The organism is Halopseudomonas salina (assembly GCF_014637955.1).
Classification (GTDB): domain Bacteria; phylum Pseudomonadota; class Gammaproteobacteria; order Pseudomonadales; family Pseudomonadaceae; genus Halopseudomonas; species Halopseudomonas salina.
This window is the reverse complement of record NZ_BMFF01000005.1, coordinates 23,155-48,330: the sequence shown is the minus strand read 5'-3', so window position 1 is coordinate 48,330 and position 25,176 is coordinate 23,155. Positions and strand designations below refer to the sequence as shown.

The window sequence follows — 25,176 nt, the reverse complement described above, 5'->3', positions numbered from 1 at the left end:
AAGTGCTATGAGAAGCAAGGGATTTACTTTGATCGAGGTCATGATTGTGGTCGCCATTGTAGGCATTCTGGCGGCCATCGCGTACCCGAGTTATGTTGAGTACACGAAGAAGACCCGTCGCGCGGAGGCCTCCGCGGTGCTGTTTGAGGCCGCGCAGGTGACGGAGCGTCAGTTTTCGCGTACTGGTGCCTACGCCGGCGCGCCGATACCCACTCGCAGCCCTATAACAGGGGACGCTGTTTATAACGTGGCTCTCGCCAACGGAGCGGGCACTGACGGAGGCTATCTTATTACGGCTACCGCAGTTGCTGGTGGTGTAATGGCGGGAGATGACTGTGCAACCATGACGATAAATGCGCTGGGTCAGACAACTCCGGCAGACGATAAATGCTGGAGAGAGTGACGCCTTGCCAGGCGCTATCAGACTCTTTCCAGCAACACCCCACTCTCCATATGGTGGGTATAGGGAAACTGATCAAAGAGTGAGCATCGGGTTACCCGGTGCGTGCTGGACAGGTCCAGCAAATTCGCCGCCAGGGTTTCCGGATTACAGGAAATATAAAATATTCGCTTGTAGCCCCTGACCAGCTCCAGCGTGGCCGGATCAAGACCTGCTCGGGGTGGATCGACGAACACCGTACCGAAGTCGAAGCTCTGTAGGTCGATACCCTGTAACCGGCGGAATTCGCGTACGCCAGTCAACGCCTGGGTTACTTCTTCACTTGCCAGCCGCACCAGGGTGACGTTTTCTACGCCGTTCATTTCCATATTGGTAATAGCTGAATAAACCGAGCTTTTGGCCAGCTCGGTGGCCATCACCTTGCGAAAGCATGTCGATAGCGGCAGCGTGAAGTTGCCGTTACCGCAATAGAGCTCCAGCAGGTCGTCATCGTTGCTGCCGGCAGCGTCCTGAGCCCAGCTCAGCATGTGCTGATTCACGTTGCCGTTGGGCTGGGTGAAGCCGCCTTCTACCTGTTGGTAGCGCCAGGTCCGGCCATTGACTTCCAGTTCTTCAATGACATGGTCCCGTGAAAGCACACGCTTACGGCCTCGGCTTCGGCCAATCACCAGGATGTCGAGCTGGTCTGCAAGGCGCTGCGCAGCCGCGTCCCAGGTTTCATCAATCGGGCGGTGATAGCACAAGCTGACCAAGGCTTCGCCCGACAGCGTGGTGAGAAACTCGACCTGAAACAGCTTGCGCCCCAGCATTGGTTCGGCTCTGCAGGCTTCTAATAACGGCCCCATCAGTTCGTTGATGCGACGGCTGGCGATGGGCAGTTGGTCGATCAGGATTGGCTTGTATTTGTTGCCCTTCTCAAACATGGCGTAGTACGGCTTGCCATCCTCATACCAGAGCCGGAATTCGGCTCTCAGGCGGAAATGCTCCCGCGGAGACTCGAACACCTCCGGTTCAGGGGCGTTGAAGGGTTTCAGGAGCTCAACCAGGCGCTGGCGCTTGGCTGCAAGTTGCTGTTCGTATTCGGCAGGATCGAAGGACAGGCTCATCAGTTGAACAACGCAAGTTTGATGATGAAAAGGGCCGCCAGAGCATAGAGGCTGGGGTTCAGATCACGCCAGCGGCCGGCCAGTAGCTTGATCAACGTCCAGCTGATAAAGCCCAGTGCAATGCCGTTGGCGATGGAGAAGGTCAGCGGCATGGTGATGGCCGTGATAACCACAGGGGCTGCGACCGTCAGGTCTTCCCAATCGACCTGTACCAGGCCGCCGGTCATCAATACAGCAACAAACAGCAACGCAGGTGCCGTGGCAAAGGCAGGAACGGCGCCGGCCAGTGGCGAGAAGAACAGGCTGATCAGAAACAGTAAGGCCACAACGCAAGCGGTCAGGCCGGTACGGCCGCCTGCAGCCGTGCCTGCCGCCGATTCTATATAGCTGGTAGTGGTGGAGGTGCCCATGGCGGCGCCGGCCATGGTGGCGGTGCTGTCGGCCATGAGGGCGCGGCCCAGGCGCGGTAATTTGCCGTCTGCTTCTACCAGGTTGGCCCTCTGCGCCACGCCGATCAGTGTTCCCGAGGTATCGAACAGGTCTACGAACAGAAAGGCGAAGATCACGCTGAGCATGCCTATCTCCATGGCTCCGCGGATATCCAGTGCCAGGAAGGTCGGTTCAAGGCTCGGCGGTGCCGAAACTACGCCATTTGCCTGGCTAAAGCCGGCAAGCAGGCTGATGCCGGTAATCACCAATATACCGATCATCACCGCTCCGGTGATTTGCCGATACGCCAGGGCTACGATAATGGCGAATCCCAGGCCTGCCAGCAGCGGTGCGGGTTGCGACAAGTCACCCAGGGTCACCAGCGTGGCAGGGTGGTCAACGACCAGGCCGGCGTTCTTCAGTGCGATCAGCGCCAGAAAGAGTCCAATGCCGGCGGCTATTGCTGAGCGCAGTGCCATTGGAATGCTGTTGATGATCCATTCGCGGACCTTGAATATGCTCAGCAGAAAGAACAGAAAGCCTGAGATAAAGACCGCGCCCAGTGCGACTTCCCAGCTGTAACCCATAGAACCGACGACGGTGTAGCTGAAGAAGGCATTCAAACCCATGCCCGGTGCCAGTGCAATCGGGTAATTCGCCCACAGGCCCATGATCAGCGAGCCGATGGCTGCCGCCAGACAGGTCGCTACGAAGGCAGCACCGGGATCGATACCCGCGTCTGCCATCATCATCGGGTTGACGAAAATGATATAGGCCATGGTCAGAAACGTCGTCAGGCCGGCAATCACTTCGGTGCGCACGCTGGTGCCGTGAGCTTGCAGTTGGAATAGCTTTTCCAGCATGGCGGTATCTCGTTTAGGGAGGACGAAAAAGGCCGGCATTGTAACGGACTGGCGCCGTTTAATGAATTCCTCCCAGCTTTATGGCAGGCTTTATGGCTAATTTCCAGGGAGTACCGGTATGAGCGATACCTTTGATACAGACGAAAAGCGCGTCAGCTACGGCATTGGCCGACAGATGGGCGACCAATTACTGACCAGCAACATCCCTGATCTGACGATTGATCTGGTGGTCGCTGGCCTGCGCGATGCTTTTACTCAGCAGCCGAGCCAGGTGGACGAAGCTGCACTGCAGGAGGCCTTCCAGGGTTTGCAGGCGAAAATGCAGGCCGTTGCTGAAGAGGCGGCTCGCGAGGCAGGCAAGGCAGGAATCGATTTCCTGGCACAGAATGCGGAGCGCCCTGGTGTGATTACCCTGGACTCGGGTCTGCAATACGAGGTCGTCAATGCGGGCGACGGAGCGACTCCTGTCGCGTCCTCCACCGTGCGCACCCACTACGAAGGTACCTTGATTGGCGGGGAAGTGTTCGACAGTTCATACAAGCGCGGCGAGCCTGCGGAGTTTCCGGTGGGCGGCGTTATTGCCGGCTGGACCGAGGCCTTGCAGCTCATGCAGGAAGGCGCCAAATGGCGGCTGTTCATCCCGCCGGAACTGGCTTACGGTGGCCGCGCCGCGGGTAGCATTCCGCCGCACAGCACGCTGATATTCGATATTGAGCTGATCAAGGTACTTTAAGATCGCTTCGCGACGGGGTCGGCGCTCCTACCGGCAGGAGCGCCGGCTCCGGCCCGAAGGGGTGGCTCAGAAGCGGCGTTCGATCGCGAACTTGGCCAGCTGCTCCAGAGAGTCGCGGTAGACCGAAGGTGGCAGCACCTGGAGCAGCTTGACCGCTTCGTCGATGTGCGTGCGCGCGAGTTGCGAGGTGTAATCCAGCGCCCCACATTCACGCACAGCTTGCTGTATTGCCGTGATGTCTTCGATTCCGCCCTTCTGGATCGCCTGGCGCACTTTCTGCGCCTGCTCAGCCGTTCCCTCACGCATGGTATAGATCAATGGCAGGGTAGGTTTGCCTTCGGCCAGGTCGTCTCCCACATTCTTGCCCATGGCCTCGGCATCGCCGGTGTAATCGAGTACATCATCGATCAGCTGGAAGGCGATGCCCAAGGCATTGCCGTATTGGCGCAAGGCGTCAATCTGCTCCTCGTTGGCTCCTGCAAGAATGCCCGCGCTGTGAGTTGATGCCTCAAACAGCATCGCGGTCTTGCTGCGGATAACTTCCATGTAGGTGGCTTCGTCGGTGCCGGCGTCGCGGACCTTGGTCAACTGCAGTACTTCACCCTCGGCAATCACGTTGGTGGCGTTGGCTAGCACCTGCATGATGCGCATGTCACCCATTTCGACCATCATTTCAAACGCACGGGAATACAGAAAGTCTCCTACCAGTACGCTGGGCGCGTTGCCCCACTTGGCGTTCGCGGTAGAGCGACCGCGACGCTGGTCGGATATGTCGACTACGTCGTCGTGCAGTAGGGTGGCGGTGTGCAGAAACTCGATAATTGCGGCCAGGCTGTGTTGGCGTTCATCGCTCAGGCCGCAGGCCCGGGCGCTGAGCAGTACCACCAGAGGTCGCAGGCGCTTGCCTCCGGCGTTGATGATGTAATTGCCGATTTTCTCAACGAGAGGAACGCGCGAATGCAGCTGGCGAATGATCAGCTGGTTGACTGAGTCAAAATCATCGGCGACTGCGTTGTAAAAAGGCAGGGTGGACATTAACTGCACATTCCTCGTAGGTTGCGCGGCATGCTAGGCGGCAGGCCCCGCGCTGTCAAGAAAGCCGCTGCCTGGTAACCTATAAAAGGCTGTTAACAGGCCTGTTGGGTGAAGAAGGTAAGTCTTGCGCAAGCGGCACGCATTGCGTAGAATTCCCGCCCCTGAAAACCGTATTTACGGCTAAGCAGATTTACAGCATCCCTGTTTTAACAATGGCAAGGTAGGGCCCGATAGGCGGGTTCACTTGCAGCCATGCCGGCCACTAACGATTATACCCAAGCGCCGGGTGAGCAGGATTACGGAGAAAGCATCATGTACGCAGTGATTGTTACCGGTGGTAAGCAGTACAAGGTCGCCGAAGGCGAATACCTGAGAGTAGAGAAGCTGGACGTTGAAACTGGCGCCAGCATTGATTTCGACCGCGTGCTGCTGATTGGCAATGGCGATGACGTACAGATCGGCGCGCCTGTTGTTGAAGGCGCCAAGGTGACTGCTGAAGTTAGCGCCCACGGTCGTGGCGATAAAATCCGCATCATCAAGTTCCGTCGTCGCAAGCACCACATGAAGCGTCAGGGCCACCGTCAGTGGTACACCGAAATCAAGATTACCGGCATCTCTGCCTAAGCCCATTGAGGAGATAAACACCCATGGCACACAAAAAAGCAGGCGGCTCCACACGTAACGGTCGCGATTCCGAATCGAAACGCCTTGGCGTGAAAATGTATGGCGGCCAGGCAATCATCCCCGGCAACATCATCGTTCGCCAGCGCGGCACTGAATTCCATCCCGGCAAGAACGTCGGCATGGGCAAGGATCACACCCTGTTCGCCAAAGCGGCTGGCGTGATCAAGTTTGAAGTGAAGGGCAAGTTGGGTCGTCGCTACGTAAACGTCGTAGAAGCCTGATACCACCCTCGGTTCGAAAAAGCCCTGTCTGACGACGGGGCTTTTTTGTTTGTTCTTTTTGTAGCAACCTTTAGTCCATCCCGTTGCGGGAGGGAGCAAGATGAAATTCGTTGATGAAGTGTCCATCACGGTCAAGGCCGGCGATGGGGGCAATGGCTGCATGAGCTTTCGCCGGGAGAAATTCATCCCCAAGGGCGGGCCTGACGGCGGTGATGGTGGTGACGGTGGCTCCATTTATCTGGTGGCCGCGGAAAACTGCAATACCCTGGTTGATTACCGCTACAAGCGGCGTTTCAACGCCCAGCGTGGCGAAAACGGTCGTGGCAAGGACTGTTCCGGCGCCAAAGGTGAGGACATGTTCCTCGAGGTGCCGATTGGCACTACCGTGATCGATGCCGGTACTCAGGAAATAATCGGTGACTTGACCGAAGCCGGTCAGCGCCTGCTGGTTGCCCAGGGCGGTTTTCATGGTCTGGGTAATACCCGGTACAAGTCCAGCGTGAATCGTGCGCCGCGGCAGACGTCGCAGGGTAGCCTGGGTGATCTGCGGGACCTGAAGCTGGAGCTGAAAGTTCTGGCGGACGTGGGTCTGCTCGGTTTGCCCAATGCGGGCAAGAGTACGTTTATTCGCGCGGTATCTGCAGCCAAGCCAAAGGTAGCGGATTATCCGTTTACCACCATGGTGCCAAATCTGGGTGTTGTGGATGTTGGGCAGTTGCGCAGTTTCGTGATTGCGGACATTCCCGGTGTTATAGCCGGTGCCGCTGAGGGCGCAGGCCTGGGAACGCGATTCCTCAAGCACCTGTCGCGCACTCACCTGTTGCTGCACCTGGTCGACATGGTGCCGCCGGATGACAGTGATCCGGTGGAGTCCATCGAGACGATCATTCATGAACTGGGCAAGTTCAGCCCCGCGCTAACGCTTCGTGAGCGCTGGCTGGTGCTGAACAAGTGCGACCAGTTGATGGAAGACGAGCAGCAGGCGTTGCTGGATGACGTGGTCGAGCGGCTGGAGTGGGAGGGTCCGGTGTTCGTCATTTCCGCCTCCGAGCGTCAGGGTACCGACGAGCTGGCCAAGGAAGTAATGAATTGGCTGGACGAGCGTACGCTGCGTATGCAGGAAGATGAGGAGTACGCCGCTGAGGTGCGCGCTCTGGATCAGCAGATCGAGGATGAAGCCCGCGCCCATATCCAGAATCTGGACGATCGCAAGGCGCTGCGCAAGCAGGGTCTGCTCAACGAAGATGATGATGCGGATGATGACGACGAAGATGACGAAGATGGTCCGGAGATCATCTACGTGCATTGATTGCTGATACTGCTGCCTACTGGGAGTGTCGAGTTCCATCTCGACGAGGCGGCGCCAATCACGCCACCGTTGGCCGAGATGGAACTCGGCCCTCCCGGAAAGCTAGTCTGTCTGGCGAGGCCCGTTCGCGTTAGCTGCGGATAGGGTTAGAATGCGCTAATTCTATTGACTCTTCGTTTCTGGATCGAATATGCGTGACAAAGTAACCAACGCCCGTCGCTGGGTAGTCAAGATCGGCAGCGCCCTGTTGACCGGTGATGGTCGCGGTCTCGACAAGGAGGCGATGGCGGTCTGGGTAGAGCAGTTGGTCGAGCTGCGTAAAAGCGGCGCGGAACTGGTTCTGGTTTCATCCGGCGCCGTAGCGGCAGGCATGAGTCGTCTGGGCTGGACTGAGCGCCCCAAGACAATCCACCAGATGCAGGCGGCGGCGGCAATCGGCCAGATGGGTCTGGTGCAGGCCTGGGAATCCAGTTTCCAGGCTCACGGTTTGTCTACTGCCCAGGTTCTGCTGACTCACGATGACCTTTCTGACCGCAAACGCTACCTGAATGCCCGCAGCACCCTTCGTGCCCTGCTCGATCTGGGCGTCATCCCGGTGGTTAATGAAAACGACACCGTGGTCACTGACGAGATCCGCTTCGGCGACAACGACACCCTGGGCGCGCTGGTGACCAACCTGGTCGAAGGCGATCTGCTGGTCATCCTTACCGACCGCGATGGCTTGTACACCGCTGACCCTCGAAGCAATCCCGAGGCAGAGCTGGTGCGCGAAGCAATGGCGGACGATCCGTCTCTGGATGCGATGGCGGGCGGCAGTGCTGGCGCGCTGGGCCGCGGCGGTATGCTCACCAAGCTGCGTGCAGCGCGGCTGGCGGCTCGTTCCGGTGCGGGTACGGTGATTGTCGGTGGCAGGATTGATCGTGTCATAGGGCGGCTACAGGGCGGCGAGGAGCTGGGTACGCTGTTGCTGCCAGAGAAAGGCATGCTGGCAGCCCGCAAACAATGGCTCGCAGGACACCTGCAGACCCGCGGTCGGCTGATTATCGATGAGGGCGCTGTAAAGGCCCTGGCCTCCGGACGCCGCAGCCTGCTACCCGTAGGTGTAGTCGCTGTTGAAGGTGCTTTCCGCCGTGGCGAAATGGTTGTTTGCGTTGGGCCTGACGGCAAGGAAGTGGCGCGCGGACTGGTCAATTACAGTGCCCTGGATGCCAGCCGCATCCTCGGCCAGCCAACCGATTCGGTGGCCAAAATACTGGGATATATCGATGAGCCGGAGATGGTGCATCGGGATAATTTGGTGCTGGTATAGGTTGAACGCAGGCGTCACCGTCCTCACACCTTGTTGTATGGCTTTGGGAGAAGGAATCCCTGAAATGTGGAAGCGGATACGGATACTCAGCGCGAACAACTTAGCCTCATGAAGTGCATGACAGGCAAGATCCCGCTGTGCATTGATCTTGACGGCACACTACTTCGGTCGGACATGTTGCTTGAGAGCGGTCTGGCGTTCCTGCGTCAGTACCCTCTTGGCGTGATCAAGCCATTCCAATGGTTGCACGAGAGTAAGGTCAAGCTAAAGGAGGAGCTTGCCAGAGCTACCGAAATAGATGTGACTGTACTTCCCTATGACCCGGCCGTTCTGGAGTTGATCGAAAACGCGCGCGGTGAAGGGCGTGAGATAGTTCTTGCCACTGCGAGCCATGAGATATTGGCCAACCGCATTGCCAAACATCTTCAACTGTTCGACAAGGTTTTGGCGACCAACGCCAGCCGGAACCTTTCAGCTCAGAGCAAGTGTGACCTGCTGGTTGAGCATTACGGCCGAGGCGGGTTTGACTATGCCGGCAACTCTTCAGACGACATATGCATATGGACTGCAGCTCGCCGAGCCTATGTGGTCAACCCTCAAGCTGGCGTTCTGATTGCGGCGAGGCGAAAGGGCAATGTGGAAGCTGTCATGGATTCTGGCCGGGCGGGGATACGGGTCTGGTTCAAGGCGTTGCGGATTCATCAGTGGCTAAAGAATTTACTGATTTTTGTTCCCCTGCTCGCTGCGCATCAGTTCGATCAAAGCTCGCTTCTTCTGCAAGGCATTCTTGCCTTTGTTTTTTTTGGTTTATGCGCATCATCGGTTTACATCTTCAACGACCTACTCGATCTTGAGGATGACCGTCACCATTCGACCAAGCATGCAAGGCCGTTTGCCTCGGGGGCGCTGTCCATCAAAGCTGGCTTGCTGGTCTTTCCGGCCCTGCTTGTTGTCGCCTTTACGGGCGCTGCACTATTTCTGCCATGGAAGTTTGTCGCCGCATTAGCTTTGTATTATTTCATCACATTGACATACTCGCTCTGGCTGAAGCAGCTAATGACGATCGATGTCATTACATTAGCGACGCTTTATACGATGCGCATTATCGCTGGTACCGCAGCGTTCAACTTATCCCCCACTTTCTGGCTGCTGGCCTTTTCCATGTTCGTTTTTCTCAGCCTTGCGCTGGTCAAGCGATATGCCGAGCTCAACGCGGCGCGAAGTAGCGGCGAGACCGAAAAAACCCGTGGTCGAGGATACTTCCCTTCCGATCTAGAAATGGTTGCATCACTTGGCGCCTCCTCGGGCTATCTGTCTGTGATGGTCCTGGCATTGTATATCCACGATCAGGAAACTACCGGGATGTATACGGAACCACGCCTCATATGGCTGGCTTGTCCGCTACTGTTATTCTGGATTACCCGCATTTGGATGCTGACCCATCGCGGGGTCATGGATGATGACCCAGTGGTATTCGCCATCCGCGACCGCGTAAGCCTGATGGTGGGTGTGCTGTTCGGTATGGTTTTCTGGATTGCAGCGTAATGGATACAGCTCTTTCCTGGGGGCGTTATCCCCATTTTCCCCAAACCTTGCATCCTCTTGTTTGGCGCAATCAGGTTGCTGATCAAATAGCCTCTATCGCGCGTGCGCATGGAGAACTGCTGCCTTTTGGAAACGGCAGAAGCTACGGAGACAGCTGTCTTGCGACATCGGGCCACGTGCTTCAGATGCGCTCGTTGGACAGGTTCATTGCAGCTGACTGGGTAAACGGTATTCTTCGCGCCGAAGCTGGAGTAACGCTGGGCGAGATCCTGCAGCTCTCGATTCCGCGCGGTTGGTTTCTGCCAGTCACACCCGGAACGCAATTCGCGACACTGGGCGGTGCGCTAGCCAACGACGTCCACGGGAAAAATCATCATATACGCGGCACATTTGGCAGTCATGTGAATCAATTTAGTCTTGTCCGCTCCGTCGACGGTGCGCTGATCTGCTCACGAGAAATACACGCAGAGCTTTTCGCGGCGAGCATTGGAGGGCTCGGCCTGACTGGTGTGATCGAATGGGCCGAAATTCAGCTTATGCCGATATCGTCGAGCCAGATCAGCGGCGTCGTTAGACGCTTTGATAATCTAGACCGATTTTTCGAACTGTCAGAACAGTTAGATGACCAACATGAGTACAGCGTTGCTTGGATTGATTGTCTGGCCACGGGATCCTCAGCGGGCAGAGGTGTTTACTTCGTCGGTGATCACGCCCCTTCCGGTACTCTCGATCACAGCTCGCCCCCCCGATTTAACGTACCTTTTGCTCCCTCTGTTTCGTTAGTTAACAATCCGTCGTTGCGGATATTTAACGAGTTGTACTGGCGCAAGCACCAAAGCGCCCCCACCCCGCAGCGCAGCGATTATCAACCGTTCTTTTACCCGCTGGATGGTGTGTCCAACTGGAACCGTATTTATGGTCGAAGCGGATTTCAACAGTATCAGTGCATAGTGCCGCATCACTCCGCACGAGAAGCAATACGCGACCTGCTGGATGTAATCTCAAGTTCCGGCCAGGGTTCATTCCTCGCAGTTCTTAAGCGCTGTGGCAACGGTATAAGCCCCGGCCTGCTGTCGTTTCCGCAGCCGGGTATTTCTCTAGCCTTGGATTTCCCCCAGGTTTCAAAGTTGGCAAGTCTGTTCAACCGGATGGATCTCGTGGTTCGCGAGGCAGGGGGCCGGCTTTACCCAGCAAAAGATGCACACATGTCCGGGGCGGACTTCCGCTCCGGGTATCCAGCGTGGGAGCAGGTCGAGTTGCTGCGTGATCCCTCACTTAACTCTAGATTCTGGAAACGGGTAACGGAATGAATCTACAAATAACGAACGGAGAATACGCTTTTTCGCTCAGCGTAGCGGGAGATTTTTTATGAGTCAGGCTAATCAAAACACGAGTTCTTCGGGTCGATGGTTGAATCTCTTTGCTAAAGGGCTGTTGTTGTTTGCAATGCTCGCGGTTTTGGTTCCGTTGTTGCCACTTATGCCTGTGGCTGGTCTTGATCCTTCGTGGCGACTGGGAATGAACGTAGGTGTGGCCGAAGGAATGAAGATCGGTGAAGATATCATATTCACCTTTGGCCCCTATGCGGCTGTTTTTACTCGGTACTTTCATCCGGCAACGGACGAACTGATGGTATGGGGTAGTTTATTTCTGGCCTTTGCCGGCTGGGTAGCAGCTCTCATGGCGGCAGGTAGGCGCTCTTCTCTCCCGCTGGTAATATTGGCGCTGGCGTTACCAACTAGCCTTTTCGCAAGAGATGCTCTTTTGTTCTTGCTCCCACTTTTGATTGGATTAGCGATAGTTGGGCTTCGCGATAGATATCATAGCCGGTTAGCAAGTGCGCTCGTGATGATTATTGTGCTTGCCCCGCTTGGCTTCTTGCCCCTGATTAAGGGAACCCTCCTGATCGCTTGCATAGCGGTAATGGTTTTGGCTGCGGTGTTGCTGATCGCCCGGCGAGAGTGGCTTATGGCCACGCTTACAGTGTGCATCCCGCCTATCGTTATAGTTGCAGCGTGGCTTATCGCAGAGCAGCCGTTAGATACACTACGGATTTATATTACGAATATGCTGCCGATCGTTCAAGGTTACACTGAAGCCATGGCGTTGACGGGATCTTCTCTTGAAGTCATAGTTTACTTGGCGGCTGCTTGCACCATATCCCTGGCGGTGCTCTTGCAAGAGCAGCCGCGTTGGGAAAAAATATACGTATTTCTGATGTTCTGCTTGATTCTTTTTCTTTCCTTTAAGTCGAGTTTTGTTCGGCACGACGGCCATCACGCTCTGATAGCTAGCATTGTGCTTATTTTGGTGTCTATTTGCACTTTGCTATTTCGCTTTAATCGAGCTTCAGGTTTTGCGGTTGTTATTGCGTGCACGAGCGGTTTTTTTATCAGCGCTAGTTACTTGCACTCTCCAGTGCGAGACTATCTTTCATCTAATAAAAATGTTTATGGTGCGGCCGCCTATGGAGCCTATCTTAGGCTTTTCCAGCCGGCATCACTTAAAGCTTCCTACGATCTATCGTTAGAAAACCTCGGGAGACTTTCTCCGATACCACTGTTAGAAGGAGGATCTGATATTTACTCCCATCAGCAGTGGGCGCTCATAGCCTCGGGGAACAACTGGGCCCCCCGCCCAGTCTTTCAGAGTTATTCAGTTTATACGGACTCGTTGGCCGAGCAAAACCGAGCTTATTTAGCTAGTAATAGCGCACCTGGTAACATTTTTTTTAATGTGGAGCCCATTGACGGGCGTTTTCCTGCGATAGAAGACGGTTTAAGTTGGCTGGAGCTGCTTGGGAGATATAAACCTGTGCAGTTCCTTCAGTCCCATTTACAGCTTGAGCGCACAAGCGGTTACTCCATGTCTCGGCAAGAGATTTTCAAAGGAACCTACAGGCTGGGAGAGCTTGTAACTATTCCGCATCGAGATACGCCAATTTTTATGAGCATGGATATCACCCCTTCACTCCTTGGCAGGCTTGTTTCTTTTTTATTCAAGCCGAATCAGCTTAAGCTAGTGGTCCGGCTGCAGGATGGAAGAACTTATAGTTATCGCTTCATAGCGACCATGGCTCGCAGTGGCTTTGTGGTCAGTCCGCTCATTAATAATACTAAGCAATTCGGATTTTTCTGGGGGCGGACAAATTACTTATCTGCAGAATCAGTGGAATCGGTCCAAGTGACAAGCAGTTCGTGGGGGAGTTGGTTCTGGCAAGAAAACATTCACGTAGTGATCGAATCATTGGATGGTGTTTCCAAGTTCGCGGTGGAGGATATCTATAAATTTTCGAAAGCTGAGCCAAACCTATTTAGCGAAGCAGAAACGCGAATGGTAACCTGTGAAGGTGCTTTTAAAATTGTGGATCGGGTGTCAGCTGCTGATGAAATTCTCCATGCAAGTGGCTGGCTGATAAGCTCAGAAAAACAACCCCTTGTGCCTGCATTAACCTACTTTGTGCTGCAAGACTCAGAAGGGGTATCACACTGGTTCGAGACAAGCTCCGAAATACGGCCTGAGATAGGCGATCATTTTGGCGATGAAAAGCTATCAGCTTCAGGGTTCTCGATTGCCGCGGTGGTGGGCAAGCTACAAGGTAGTTTTGAGGTAGGGTTGGCTTTCGTTCAGGAGGGCGCGGTCCACAGGTGCTCAAATATACGTTCAAACTTGGAAGTTCGGGCCCGCCAGCCTGATTGGGAACAGAGTACAGAATGAACATATTGATTCTAGGGGCCACGTCGGCCATCGCCGTCGCTTGTGCTCGGGGTTGGGCGGAGCAGGGGCACACTTTCTTTCTTGTCGGCCGGGACGAAGAAAAGCTTGAGCAGATTAAGAACGACCTTGATGTCCGGGGTGCCAGCTCGGTGATTCTCTTCAAGATGGACGTGAACGACCTGGATACACATCCCGAGATGCTGAATGCCTGTCTTCGCGAGCTGCACCATATAGATGTTGCTCTGGTCGCCCATGGCACACTCCCTGATCAGACTAAATGCGAAAACGATGTAGGTGTGCTGCTGGATACTTTCGCAACCAACGCGGTCTCGACAATTATGTTGCTTTCGGTGATCGCCAACCATCTGGAGATCCAATGCAGTGGAACCCTTGCGGTCATATCTTCGGTGGCAGGTGATAGGGGGCGCCAGAGCAACTATGTATATGGGGCGGCGAAAGCTGCAGTTTCGACGTTCTGTGAAGGGCTGCGCGCTAGGCTTTACAAGGTGGGAGTTCATGTTGTAACGATCAAGCCTGGATTTGTCTCGACCCCTATGACCGCAGGTCTTGACCTACCAAAAAAGCTCACTGTGTCGCCTGAGCGTGCTGGCCAAGCTATTCGTAGAGCCATTGAGCGCAAAATGAATGTTGTTTACGTGCCCGGTTTTTGGTGGTGGATCATGCTTATCATCCGCTCGATGCCCCACGACATACTGAAACGAACCCGTCTGTAATCCGCGGCTAGCATTATGTTTATGGAGAGCCGCCAGGTGTCCTCTGCGATCCATCACGCTGATGATGTCATTTGACTGATGCCAACGAGGTCTTTCGCTGATGAGTTCACTGTAATTTTTTCGAATTACAGGCACCGCTAAGTGATTGGTAGACTAAAGCCATCAGTACCAACCAACTGGATCAAGGATTACGCTGATGTTGCTGACCGATAAAATTGTTTTGCCTGGGGGCGCCGGGCTGGTTGGTCAGAATCTGGTGGCGAGGCTTATTGCCAAGGGCTGTTCGAACATCGTTGTGCTGGATAAACACCAACACAACGTGGATGTGTTGAAATCGGTACATGGCGGGGTGCTGGCAGAGTGTGTCGATTTGGCGCAGCCGGGCGATTGGCGACAGCATTTCGAAGACGCCAAAGTGGTAGTGATGCTGCAGGCGCAGATTGGCGGAACAGAGTACGAGGAGTTTCTCCGTAACAATGTCGAGGCTACGGCATTGATACTATCAGCAGTTAAAGAGCACCAGGTTTCGAAGCTCGTGCATATCAGTTCCTCGGTTGTGGTTTCTGTTGCTGGCGATTTTTATACCAGGACCAAGATCCTGCAAGAAAACCTGGTATTGGAGAGCGGGATTTCGTGCCCAATCCTCCGGCCGACTCTGATGTTCGGGTGGTTTGACAGGAAGCATCTGGGCTGGCTTTCCCGCTTTATGAAGAAGGTGCCCGTATTTCCTATTCCTGGTAATGGTGAATACATGCGGCAGCCATTATATGTCGGAGATTTCTGTAACGTGATCATTAGCGCCATGGAGGGCCGGGCAGCGGACGGGATCTATAACATCTCCGGTCATGAAAAGGTCGATTACATAGATATTATTCGGCACATCAAGCGCGTGACCGGCGCACGGACTGTCATAACCAAGATTCCCTACAGCATGTTTCATTCTCTACTCTGGATATGGGCACTGTTCGACAGAAATCCGCCTTTCACGACTCAGCAACTGGCGGCGTTAACCGCCAAAGATGAGTTTGAAGTGATTGATTGGCCGGCTATTTTCGGTGTTCAGTGCACGCCTTTTGCGGAAGCGATCAACGAGACGTTCAATGATCCCCGATACAGCCACATTGCTCTGGAGTTCTGAATATGGGTAAGCGCGTAGCAGTTTTAGGCGCAGGTCCGATGGGGCTGGCAGTTGCGTATCAATTAGCGCTGGATGGCCATCAGCCGATTGTCTTCGAGGCGGATGATCGAGTGGGCGGCATGGCTGCTCCGTTTAACTTCTCTGGGTTGAATATCGAACGCTACTACCATTTCCATTGCACCTCCGACGACGCATTTCTTGAGCTGTTGGAGGAGCTGGATCTGACGGACAAGATGCACTGGGTGGCTACCAGAATGGGTTACTGGTACCAGGGTGAACTTCAGCCCTGGGGCAATCCAGTTGCATTGCTGAGATTTCGAGGGCTTGGCATGATCGCCAAGTTTCGATACGGATTGCATGCTTTTCTGTCAACCAAACGCAATGATTGGACGCCGCTGGATGACGTGGAGGCGACGGGCTGGATCAAGCGCTGGGTAGGTCCAGAGGCGTACGAAGTGTTATGGCGCAAACTTTTCGATTACAAGTTCTACGACTATTCAGATAACCTTTCTGCGGCATGGATATGGAGTCGCATCCGCCGTATCGGTCGCTCCAGATACAATCTGTTCAAGGAAAAGCTTGGGTATCTTGAAGGCGGATCAGACACTCTCCTTCAAGCTATGCGTGCGTCGATTGAAGAGCGGGGCGGAGAGGTCAGGCTCAATACGCCGGTTTCGCGAATCGTTATGGAAGGGGGGAGCGTCCGTGGTATCGAGGCGAAAGGCCAGTTTGATCCTTTTGAAAGGGTCATAAGCACGATCCCTTTGCCTTACATTCCTCAAATTGCCCCGGATCTGCTCGTTGAGCTACTAGACCGTTTTTGTTCCGTGCGGAACATTGCCGTCGTTTGCGTAATTGCGAAGTTGAACAAGCCGGTCAGCTCGAATTTCTGGGTGAATATCAATGATCCGGACATGGATATACCCGGTTTGGTCGAATACTCGAACTTGTATCCCCTGGAAGAAAGTATCGTTTACGTGCCGTTTTACATGCCGGCAGAGCACCGGAAGTTTGCCGATCCTGATTCGGTTTTCGTGGACAAGGTGCGAAGCTACCTCAAGAAAATCAACCCGGCTTTGGATGATGATGACTTCCTGGATATTCATGCCAGCCGCTATCGCTTCGCGCAACCGATTTGCGAGCCGGGTTTTCTGCGCAGGCTTCCTCCGCCCAAGTTGCCGATAGCGGGACTGTGGGTCGCTGACACGTCCTATTACTACCCGGAAGACAGGGGGATATCGGAAAGCGTTAAGTTCGGACGTGCAATCGCCAGAGACGCCGCAGGATGATCCGGCAATTCCTTTCCGGAAAATTCCTGGCGTTTCTAATAACGGGTGGCATCGCAGCGCTGGTCAATCTGGCGTCGCGGATTGTTTATGACGTTTGGACCAGTTTTTCTACTGCCGTGGTTCTAGCCTACCTTACCGGAATGGTGACCGCTTTCGTGTTGGCCAGATTGTTCGTGTTCCGTGAGACCCGGCAGTCTTTACGGCTTTCTGCAGGGTGGTTTGTTCTGGTGAACTTCGTGGCGATTTTGCAGACATGGGGGCTCAGCATGTTTCTGGCTTTCGTAGTGTTTCCGTGGCTCGGGATTGAAAGGTTTGCGCGCGAAGCAGCCCACGCGATTGGGGTTGTTGTTCCTGTGTTCACTAGTTATCTCGGTCATAAATATTATTCTTTCCGGTAATCACGTTTGAATTTCAGTCGCGCCGTACTCGGGCTCATCGTCCTGTCTGCACTCTACTTGCTTGGCTTGATCTGGGCAGATACCCGAAACGACACTTTCAAGCTGATGGACCAGGTCGTGCGGGTTCTTCCAGTATTGGTTGGTTTCGCATGTTTGTCATGGTTCGTCCGCTATCTGAGGTGGCATTGGTTGCTTAAGCGGGCCGGGTATCGGACGGGGTGGATCTTCGGTTATCTGGCTTACCTTTCAGGTTTCGCTTTTACGGCAACGCCAGGCAAGATAGGAGAGCTGATTCGAATCCGATATTTGGATCGCCAGTCGGTGCCTGCTCAGGTCGTTTTCGGGGCGTTTGTATATGAAAGATCGTTCGACCTGGTCGTAGTGTTTCTGCTGGGTATGGCTGCATTTGGTGAGCACGGCATTCTTTGGCTAAGCGGTATCTTCGTAGTGCTTTTCACCAGTGCGGTTCTGCTGCTTGGACGCTTCCCGCAGACACTGCACGTAATCGAGAGTTTTGTTGTCAGGTACGGGATGGATCGGTTGGGCGGGATGGTGAAGGTTGTCGAGGATGGGCTCATATCCTGCCGGGTTTGGATGAACGGCCCTGACGTTGCACTCTCTTTTGGGCTTGGCTTATTGGCGTGGTCGGTTACCGCTCTTTCTTTTTGCTACCTGCTTGAATGGCTCAATCTGACAATCCCTTTTCTGAGCGCATTCGGTAGCTATCCGCTGGCGATGCTTGCTGGCGCGGCGTCCATGTTGCCCGGCGGCATCGGTTCGACGGAGATTTCTCTGATAGCGATTCTGGGTGTCTATGGTATTTCGGTGGAGGTTGCAGCTGTCACCGCGATAGCGATTCGAGTCGCAGGAATGTGGTTTTCCATTCTTTTTGGATTTGCTGCTATAGGAATTCTGGAAATGTCCGAAAGAAGAGAGTCTCGGCGTTAGTGCGGGATGGGGCCGCCTTTTCTATTTCTAAACAACACCCACAAAAAAACCGACTCAAGGCCGGTTTTTTCTTCCACAAGAAACGCAGATCAGGCGGCGGTAGCCATTGCCTTGATGTGTGCGTTCAGGCGGCTCTTGTGACGAGCGGCTCGGTTCTTGGGGATGATGCCCTTGTCAGCCATGCGGTCAATAACCGGCACTGCTGCGGTGTAGGCAGTCTTTGCTTTTTCCAGGTCTTTGGCGTCGATAGCCTTGACCACGTTCTTGATATAAGTACGAACCATGGAGCGCAGGCTTGCGTTGTGATTGCGGCGCTTCTCGGCCTGCTTGGCGCGTTTCTTGGCTTGAGGTGAGTTTGCCACCGTCGTGCTCCTCAGAAAATCGTTATGAATAAGGGTACAAATAAGGCCGCGTACTATGCCGCCAGCCTGTACCAATGTCAAGGGGTGTCGATCGGCTGCAAACCAGAAGTTTCAGGCCGTTTACCGTGGGGCAGTAGCTTGAGGCTTTTACGCTCCGGCCACAAGCTTTTGCTAAGGCTCGGTTCTCGCCAGAGAGTACGTCGGGAGGCTATCATCGCGGCTTTACCTGGCGACTCGAATCCATGACTGAGCAGGTCCCTCCCGCAGCTCCCGAACCCAAAGCCCCGACGTTACTGCGTTCAGGCATGGTTGTGAGCATCATGACGCTGCTCTCGCGTGTACTCGGGATGGTGCGCGACGTGGTGGTTGCGGCCTATTTCGGTTCCCAGTCCGAAGCCGATGCCTTTTTTATCGCCTTCAAGATCCCCAATTTTCTGCGCAGACTCTTTGCCGAGGGCGCTTTTGCCCAGGCATTTGTGCCGGTGCTGTCCGAATATCGCGCCAAACGCAGTCTGGAGGATGTCAAATACCTGGTGAACGGCGTTGCCGGGACATTGGGAATCACTCTGGTTGCCATCACGGCGCTGGGGGTTGCGGGCGCGCCGGTGCTGATAACCATTTTTGCACCGGGTTTCCATGGCGATACGGAAAAGCTCGCCCTGGCGACCGATATGTTGCGTATCACCTTTCCCTATCTGCTGTTGATCTCACTTACTGCCCTCTGCGGGTCGATACTGAACAGCTACGGTCGATTTGCCGTGCCGGCTTTTACCCCGGTACTGCTCAATCTGAGCATGATTGGTGCGACGGTTCTGATGACGCCCTATTTTGCCGAGCCCATCATGGCGCTGGCGTGGGGCGTGTTTATTGCCGGTGTAGTGCAACTGTTATTCCAGTTGCCGTTTCTTGCGCAGATCAAACTGTTGCCGATGCCGCGCCCCAACCGCAAGCATGAGGGGGTCAAGCGCATCATGACCCTGATGCTACCGGCGTTGTTCGGTGTGTCGGTAAGCCAGATCAATCTGCTGCTGGATACTGTGCTCGCGTCCTTCCTGGAAACGGGCAGCATTTCCTGGCTGTACTACGCTGATCGTCTGTCAGAGCTGCCGCTTGGCGCCTTTGGTATCGCGATTGGTACGGTCATTCTGCCAGCGTTGTCCCGCCAGCACGCGGGGGAGGACCCCAAGGCGTTTTCTGCCACTCTCGACTGGGCGATTCGCATGGTTTTGTTGGTGGGCGTGCCGGCCGCGTTGGCGCTTCTGCTGTTGGCTGAGCCGCTGATTGCCACCCTGTTTCACTATGGCGCCATGACTGAACGCGACACTCTGCAAGCCGCCGCCGCACTGAGAGCTTATTCAATAGGCGTGATGACCTTCATGCTCATCAAGGTATTAGCTCCGGGTTATTTCGCGCGCCAGGACATCAAGACGCCAGTAAAGATCGCGATCATCTGCATGGTGGTCAATATGGGCTTCAACCTGATCCTGATCTGGCCTTTGGCCCACGTTGGGTTGGCGCTGGCAACCTCATTGTCAGCCGTGCTCAATGCGAGTCTGCTCTGGTGGGGGTTGCGCAAGGCAGGCATCTATCAGGCCCAGGCGGGCTGGGGGGTGTTCGCTTTCCGGTTGGTCACAGCCTGCATCGCGATGGCATTGGTTATCGTTTGGATGGTGCCGGGTATCGAGCAGTGGTTCGCCTGGGCGTGGCAACGCAAGGTGCTCGAGATGGCTCTTTTGGTTGGCGCCGGCATAGGTATCTTTGTGTTGACGCTAATCGCCACAGGAATGCGCATGCGTCATCTGCGTCAGGGCTGACAGCAGCCCCGAAAGCCGAGGTGGAACTCGGCCATTCCCAGGGGTGGTTTCCCGGAGGGTCGAGTTCCATCTCGACCAGCATCCTGGCGGTCAACTCGGCGCCTGCGCATGACGCGCACACCGCTTACCCTGTATACTCGCGCGTTTGATCCCTCAGCCAAACAACGAGCATTATGGAACTGGTCCGCGGTCTACATAACCTGCGCCCCCGGCATCGGGGTTGTGTAGCGACAATCGGTAACTTCGACGGTGTGCATGCCGGGCATCAGGCCATTCTGAAGCGCCTGCGTTCGCACTCTGCCCGTATGGGACTGCCCGGCTGTGTGGTGATTTTCGAACCGCAGCCTCGGGAATACTTCGCGCCCAACGCCGCGCCCCCGCGCCTTACCCGCTTGCGCGACAAGCTCATGCTGCTTGAAGCTGAAGGGGTTGATCGCGTGCTTTGTCTGGCCTTTAATCGCCGGCTACGCGAGCTCAGCGCAGAGGAATTCGTTCAGCAGGTGCTGATCGACGGCCTTGGTGTAAAGCATCTGGAAGTGGGTGACGACTTCCGCTTTGGTTGCGATCGCAGTGGTGATTTTGCTTTTCTGGAGGGTAGCGGCGAGCGCCACGGCTTCACCGTCGAGGCGGCCAATACGGTGGCAGAGAGCGGCGACCGCATCAGTAGCACGCGGTTGCGCCAGGTGCTGGCCGACGGCGACTTCGAGCTGGCTGAGCGTCTGCTGGGGCGTCCATTCAGTATCAGCGGTCGTGTGATGTACGGTCAGCAGCTGGGCCGCACCCTGGGTGCACCCACCGCTAATGTGCAATTAAAACGCCTGCACGCACCGCTCAAGGGGGTATTCCGTGTGAGTGCGGTGCTCGACGAAGACCCTTTCAAGGGGTCACATCAGGGCGTGGCCAACATCGGCATGCGTCCCACGGTTGAAGGTGATGGCCAGCCGCATCTCGAGGTCCATCTGCTGGACTTCAAGGGCAATCTCTATGGCCGCCACCTCACCGTCCTATTTCATGAAAAACTGCGTGACGAACAGCGATTCGATTCCCTGGATGCCCTGCAGGCAGCTATCACGGCAGATATTGCAGCTGCCCGCGCCCAATGGGCCTCTGACTCAAACAAGTGAGCCTGGACCAGATGACTGATTACAAAGCGACGCTGAACCTGCCAGAAACGGCATTCCCGATGAAAGCCGGCCTGCCCAACCGTGAGCCGGAGACGCTCAAGCGTCTTGAAGGTATCGACCTGTACGGCAAGATCCGCGAGATCAGCCGCGGCCGGCCCAGCTTTGTGCTGCACGATGGCCCGCCCTACGCCAACGGCGATATTCATATTGGCCACGCAGTCAACAAGATCATCAAGGACATGATTACCCGCTCCAAGACGCTGTCGGGCTTTGACGCACCCTACGTGCCCGGCTGGGACTGCCATGGTTTGCCGATCGAGCACAAGATCGAAGTCACCCACGGCAAGAATCTGGAGCCAGCTAAAACCCGCGAGTTGAGTCGTGCCTACGCGGCCAAGCAGATCGAAGGCCAGAAGACCGACTTCCAGCGTCTGGGTGTGCTCGGGGAGTGGGATAATCCCTACAAGACCATGGATTATGCCAACGAGGCGGGCGAGATCCGTGCGCTGGGCAAGATGGTCGAGAAAGGTTTTGTATTCAAGGGTCTGAAGCCGGTCAACTGGTGCTTCGACTGTGGCTCGGCCCTGGCTGAAGCTGAAGTGGAATATGCCGACAAGCAGTCGCCAACCATTGATGTCGGTTTCCCCTGCGCCGAACCTGCCAAACTCGCCGCCGCCTTTGGCCTGCCAGAGCTGAGCAAGCCGGCGCAGATGGTCATCTGGACCACGACTCCCTGGACGATCCCGGCCAACCAGGCGCTGAACGTGCATCCGGAATTCAACTACGCCCTGGTTGATGTCGGTGACCGATTGCTGGTGCTGGCTGAAGAACTGGTCGAAAGCTGTCTGGCCCGTTACGGCCGTGAAGGCGAGGTTGTTGCTGTTACTACCGGCGACACGCTGGAGTTGATCAATTTCAATCACCCGTTCTATAAACGCAAGTCGCCAGTTTATCTGGCTGATTATGTCGAGTTGGGTGCGGGTACCGGTATCGTGCACTCAGCGCCTGCCTATGGTGTGGACGACTTTCATACCTGCAAGCGCTACGGCATGGTCAATGACGACATTCTCAGCCCTGTTCAGGGCAATGGTGTGTATGTCGAATCGCTGGAATTCTTCGGTGGCCAGTTCATCTGGAAAGCCAACCCCAATGTGGTCGCCAAGCTTGAAGAAGTCGGCTGTCTGCTGGCCCACGAGCAGGTCAGCCACAGCTACATGCACTGCTGGCGTCACAAGACGCCGGTGATCTACCGCGCAACAGCGCAGTGGTTTGTCGGCATGGATACCGAGCCGAAGGAGGGCGAGAGCCTGCGTAAGCGCGCTCTGGCCGCTATTGAAACAACCGAATTCGTTCCCGCCTGGGGCAAGCAGCGCCTGCACAACATGATTGCCGGCCGTCCTGACTGGTGCATTTCGCGCCAACGCAACTGGGGTGTGCCGATCCCCCTGTTTTTGCACAAGGAAACCGGCGACCTGCACCCGCGCACGCTCGAGCTGATCGAAGAAGTTGCCAAGCGAGTCGAGCAGGGGGGAATCGAGGCCTGGTTCAAGGCAGACGCACAGGAGCTGCTGGGTGCCGAGGCAGAGCAGTATGACAAGATCAGCGATACGCTGGACGTCTGGTTCGACTCCGGTACCACCCACTGGCACGTTATGCGCGGCTCACACCCGATGGGTCACGAACAGGGCCCGCGTGCGGACCTGTATCTGGAAGGCTCCGACCAGCATCGCGGCTGGTTCCATTCATCCCTGCTGACCGGCGCCGCCATCGATGGCCACGCGCCCTACAAGGCGCTGTTGACCCACGGTTTCGTCGTCGACGAGAACGGCCGCAAGATGTCCAAGTCCCTGGGCAACGTGGTCGCACCCCAGGAAATCAACAACAGCCTGGGTGCAGACATTCTCCGTTTGTGGGTGTCCTCGACTGACTACTCGGGCGAGATGGCGGTTTCCAAGGTGATCCTGCAGCGCAGCGCAGACGCCTACCGCCGTATTCGTAACACCGCTCGATTCCTGCTCTCGAACCTGACCGGCTTCGATCCAAAAGAGCACCTTCTCGATCCTGAGCAGATGCTGGATCTGGATCGCTGGGCAGTTGATCGCACTTTGCTGCTGCAGCAGGAGATCATCGAGGATTACAACAGCTACAAGTTCTGGAACGTGTATCAGAAGGTGCATAACTTCTGTGTACAGGAGCTGGGCGGCTTCTACCTGGATATCATCAAGGACCGCCAATACACCACTGGTGCCAACAGCACTGCGCGGCGGTCCTGCCAGACGGCCATGTATCACATCGTGGAGGCGCTGACGCGCTGGATAGCCCCTATCCTGGCGTTCACCTCTGAAGAGTTGTGGGAGCACCTGCCGGGCGAGCACAACGAATCCGTGATGCTCAATACCTGGTATGAACAGCTGGCCGCGTTGCCAGAGAGTGCTGCGTTCGGCCGTGAATTCTGGGAAGAAATCATGGCAGTGAAGGTGGCAGTGAATCGCGAGATGGAAAATCTGCGCAAGGAAAAAGTCATCGGCGGCAGCCTGCAGGCGGAAGTGACCTTGCATGCCGACGAAGCACTTGCGGACAAGCTTGCGCGCCTTGGCGACGAGTTACGTTTTGTGCTGATTACGTCCCAGGCGGCTATTGCGCCGCTGGATGCTGCGGGCTCAGACTCGGTCACAACAGAACTACCGGGCTTAAAGCTGAGTATCGTCAAATCCGGTCACGCCAAGTGCGCCCGCTGCTGGCATCTGCGCCCCGACGTGGGCTCACATGCTGCGCATCCCGAACTCTGCGGTCGCTGCATAGATAACATCGAAGGCCCGGGTGAGGTGCGCAAGCATGCCTGATTTGCGTCAGGGAGGCCTGCGCTGGATCTGGATTTCCGTACTGGTCATTGCACTGGATCTGCTGACCAAGTGGGTCGCCTTGAATCAGTTGCAGTTACACCAGCAGCTACCGGTCATTGATGGATTGTTCAGCTTTACCTTGGCCTATAACCCAGGTGCAGCCTTCAGTTTTCTGGCGGGTGCAGGCGGCTGGCAGCGCTGGTTCTTTACCGCGATTGCGGTTGGCGTGAGTGTCATGCTGGTGATCTGGATGGCCCGTTTGCCGCGCAGCAGGCGGTTGGAGTCGATTGCACTGGCGCTGATCCTGGGCGGCGCGCTGGGTAATCTGTACGACCGGATCATGCACGGTCATGTAGTCGATTTTATTTTGGTGCACTGGCAGCAAAGTTGGTTCTTTCCGGCCTTCAACATCGCCGATAGCGCCATAACGGTCGGTGCAGCGCTGTTGATTCTGGACATGTTCATAACCAAACCCGCAAAGGCAAACCCATGACTGAAACGCGCATCAACCATGACACCCAAGTGACGCTGCATTTCACCCTCAAATTGCCTGGTGGTGAGGTGATAGACACGACCACCGATAAATCTCCGGCCACGTTCAAGGTAGGCGACGGTAGGTTGCTGCCGGGCTTTGAGCAGAGCGTATTCGGCCTCAAGGCGGGGGATCAGCGCAGCTTTCAGATAGAGCCAGAGCGCGGCTTTGGTCCGGGTAATCCGCAGAATATTCAGAGCATTGCGCGAGACCAGTTCAATGAAATGGAGTTGGAGCCAGGTCTGCTGGTGATTTTCCGCGATGCGGCCGGCGGAGAGATGCCCGGTGTGGTCAAGACCATCCATGACACCACGGTGGACGTTGACTTCAATCACCCGCTGGCCGGGAAGACAGTGACCTTTGATGTCGAGATTCTGGATGTGCAGCCGGTTTGAGGCGTAGTTGTTGAGTCCAGATGCGAATGGATCCCCGCGTTCGCGAGGATGACGATTTGGGGGAGGAGCGGAGTCCTGTTTTGGCAGCGCGTAGCGCCCGCTTCAGGCGCAAGCGCTAAACCAAAACCTCGTCACTCTCCCGCACGCGGGAATCCACGGCCGCCTGTCAGGGTGCGCTCGTACTTGTACCCGTCATTCTCGCGCACGCGGGAATCCATTCTGACCTTGTTGCATACACCATTCCATCA

The 25,176-nt window shown here is 55.7% G+C and carries 23 protein-coding genes; 19 read left to right on the top strand and 4 right to left on the bottom strand.

Features of this window, described 5'->3' with window-relative positions; translation table 11 throughout:
• Nucleotides 1-7 precede the first annotated feature (7 nt).
• On the top strand, nucleotides 8-403 hold the full coding sequence (locus IEV54_RS12330; RefSeq protein ID WP_150278148.1) for a type IV pilin protein: 396 nt from the start codon (nucleotides 8-10) through the stop codon (nucleotides 401-403).
• A 17-nt stretch (nucleotides 404-420) separates the two neighbouring features.
• On the opposite strand, the gene trmA is transcribed toward IEV54_RS12330, so the two are convergent.
• Complete coding sequence (gene trmA / locus IEV54_RS12325; RefSeq protein ID WP_150278149.1) at nucleotides 421-1,506, bottom strand: tRNA (uridine(54)-C5)-methyltransferase TrmA; 1,086 nt, start codon at nucleotides 1,504-1,506, stop codon at nucleotides 421-423.
• Nucleotides 1,506-2,798: an NCS2 family permease gene (locus IEV54_RS12320; protein WP_150278150.1), complete on the bottom strand. Its 1,293-nt coding sequence runs from the start codon at nucleotides 2,796-2,798 to the stop codon at nucleotides 1,506-1,508. Before IEV54_RS12320 ends, trmA begins: the two co-directional genes overlap by 1 nt.
• A 118-nt stretch (nucleotides 2,799-2,916) precedes the next feature.
• Here IEV54_RS12320 and bamJ point away from each other — a divergent pair, with 118 nt between their 5' ends.
• Nucleotides 2,917-3,531 (top strand): BamJ family beta-barrel-assembly machinery protein, encoded by a 615-nt coding sequence (bamJ, locus tag IEV54_RS12315; RefSeq protein WP_150278151.1) that lies wholly within the window; start codon nucleotides 2,917-2,919, stop codon nucleotides 3,529-3,531.
• Nucleotides 3,532-3,597: 66 nt separating this feature from the next.
• On the opposite strand, the gene IEV54_RS12310 is transcribed toward bamJ, so the two are convergent.
• The gene (locus IEV54_RS12310; protein WP_150278152.1) at nucleotides 3,598-4,566 is read right to left on the bottom strand and encodes a polyprenyl synthetase family protein; all 969 of its coding nucleotides are present in this window, start codon (nucleotides 4,564-4,566) and stop codon (nucleotides 3,598-3,600) included.
• A 312-nt stretch (nucleotides 4,567-4,878) separates the two neighbouring features.
• Here IEV54_RS12310 and rplU point away from each other — a divergent pair, with 312 nt between their 5' ends.
• The 12 genes from rplU (at nucleotide 4,879) to IEV54_RS12250 (ending at nucleotide 17,858) form a co-directional block, all read left to right on the top strand.
• Nucleotides 4,879-5,190, top strand: coding sequence for a 50S ribosomal protein L21 (gene rplU, locus IEV54_RS12305; RefSeq protein ID WP_150278153.1), 312 nt, complete (start codon nucleotides 4,879-4,881; stop codon nucleotides 5,188-5,190).
• A 23-nt stretch (nucleotides 5,191-5,213) separates the two neighbouring features.
• On the top strand, nucleotides 5,214-5,471 hold the full coding sequence (rpmA, locus tag IEV54_RS12300) for a 50S ribosomal protein L27 (RefSeq protein ID WP_150278154.1): 258 nt from the start codon (nucleotides 5,214-5,216) through the stop codon (nucleotides 5,469-5,471).
• Between the two features lie 100 nt (nucleotides 5,472-5,571).
• Entirely contained in the window at nucleotides 5,572-6,780 is a 1,209-nt protein-coding gene (gene cgtA / locus IEV54_RS12295; RefSeq protein ID WP_150278155.1) for an Obg family GTPase CgtA, read from the top strand.
• A gap of 190 nt (nucleotides 6,781-6,970) precedes the next feature.
• On the top strand, nucleotides 6,971-8,089 hold the full coding sequence (proB, locus tag IEV54_RS12290; RefSeq protein WP_150278156.1) for a glutamate 5-kinase: 1,119 nt from the start codon (nucleotides 6,971-6,973) through the stop codon (nucleotides 8,087-8,089).
• A 108-nt stretch (nucleotides 8,090-8,197) separates the two neighbouring features.
• On the top strand, nucleotides 8,198-9,634 hold the full coding sequence (locus IEV54_RS12285; RefSeq protein WP_150278212.1) for a UbiA family prenyltransferase: 1,437 nt from the start codon (nucleotides 8,198-8,200) through the stop codon (nucleotides 9,632-9,634).
• On the top strand, nucleotides 9,634-10,944 hold the full coding sequence (locus IEV54_RS12280) for an FAD-binding oxidoreductase (protein WP_150278157.1): 1,311 nt from the start codon (nucleotides 9,634-9,636) through the stop codon (nucleotides 10,942-10,944). Before IEV54_RS12285 ends, IEV54_RS12280 begins: the two co-directional genes overlap by 1 nt.
• A gap of 58 nt (nucleotides 10,945-11,002) precedes the next feature.
• Entirely contained in the window at nucleotides 11,003-13,351 is a 2,349-nt protein-coding gene (locus tag IEV54_RS12275; protein WP_150278158.1) for a hypothetical protein, read from the top strand.
• Nucleotides 13,348-14,085 carry an SDR family oxidoreductase gene (locus IEV54_RS12270; RefSeq protein ID WP_150278159.1) on the top strand — a complete coding sequence of 246 codons (738 nt, stop codon included), beginning with the start codon at nucleotides 13,348-13,350 and terminating at the stop codon, nucleotides 14,083-14,085. Before IEV54_RS12275 ends, IEV54_RS12270 begins: the two co-directional genes overlap by 4 nt.
• Nucleotides 14,086-14,281: 196 nt before the next feature.
• Nucleotides 14,282-15,223: an NAD-dependent epimerase/dehydratase family protein gene (locus IEV54_RS12265; protein WP_223825474.1), complete on the top strand. Its 942-nt coding sequence runs from the start codon at nucleotides 14,282-14,284 to the stop codon at nucleotides 15,221-15,223.
• A 2-nt stretch (nucleotides 15,224-15,225) separates the two neighbouring features.
• The gene (locus tag IEV54_RS12260) at nucleotides 15,226-16,512 is read left to right on the top strand and encodes an NAD(P)/FAD-dependent oxidoreductase (protein ID WP_150278160.1); all 1,287 of its coding nucleotides are present in this window, start codon (nucleotides 15,226-15,228) and stop codon (nucleotides 16,510-16,512) included.
• Entirely contained in the window at nucleotides 16,509-16,910 is a 402-nt protein-coding gene (locus IEV54_RS12255; protein WP_150278161.1) for a GtrA family protein, read from the top strand. The genes IEV54_RS12260 and IEV54_RS12255 overlap by 4 nt, the downstream gene beginning before the upstream one ends.
• A gap of 6 nt (nucleotides 16,911-16,916) precedes the next feature.
• On the top strand, nucleotides 16,917-17,858 hold the full coding sequence (locus tag IEV54_RS12250) for a lysylphosphatidylglycerol synthase transmembrane domain-containing protein (RefSeq protein WP_150278162.1): 942 nt from the start codon (nucleotides 16,917-16,919) through the stop codon (nucleotides 17,856-17,858).
• A gap of 89 nt (nucleotides 17,859-17,947) precedes the next feature.
• On the opposite strand, the gene rpsT is transcribed toward IEV54_RS12250, so the two are convergent.
• Nucleotides 17,948-18,220 (bottom strand): 30S ribosomal protein S20, encoded by a 273-nt coding sequence (gene rpsT, locus IEV54_RS12245; RefSeq protein WP_150278163.1) that lies wholly within the window; start codon nucleotides 18,218-18,220, stop codon nucleotides 17,948-17,950.
• Between the two features lie 242 nt (nucleotides 18,221-18,462).
• Here rpsT and murJ point away from each other — a divergent pair, with 242 nt between their 5' ends.
• The 5 genes from murJ (at nucleotide 18,463) to fkpB (ending at nucleotide 24,928) form a co-directional block, all read left to right on the top strand.
• Entirely contained in the window at nucleotides 18,463-20,034 is a 1,572-nt protein-coding gene (gene murJ / locus IEV54_RS12240; protein ID WP_150278164.1) for a murein biosynthesis integral membrane protein MurJ, read from the top strand.
• A gap of 173 nt (nucleotides 20,035-20,207) precedes the next feature.
• Complete coding sequence (gene ribF / locus IEV54_RS12235) at nucleotides 20,208-21,158, top strand: bifunctional riboflavin kinase/FAD synthetase (protein ID WP_150278165.1); 951 nt, start codon at nucleotides 20,208-20,210, stop codon at nucleotides 21,156-21,158.
• 11 nt (nucleotides 21,159-21,169) lie between these two features.
• Entirely contained in the window at nucleotides 21,170-24,001 is a 2,832-nt protein-coding gene (gene ileS, locus IEV54_RS12230) for an isoleucine--tRNA ligase (protein ID WP_150278166.1), read from the top strand.
• The gene (lspA, locus tag IEV54_RS12225; RefSeq protein ID WP_150278167.1) at nucleotides 23,994-24,494 is read left to right on the top strand and encodes a signal peptidase II; all 501 of its coding nucleotides are present in this window, start codon (nucleotides 23,994-23,996) and stop codon (nucleotides 24,492-24,494) included. Before ileS ends, lspA begins: the two co-directional genes overlap by 8 nt.
• Nucleotides 24,491-24,928, top strand: coding sequence for an FKBP-type peptidyl-prolyl cis-trans isomerase (gene fkpB / locus IEV54_RS12220; RefSeq protein ID WP_150278168.1), 438 nt, complete (start codon nucleotides 24,491-24,493; stop codon nucleotides 24,926-24,928). Before lspA ends, fkpB begins: the two co-directional genes overlap by 4 nt.
• Nucleotides 24,929-25,176: the final 248 nt, after the last annotated feature.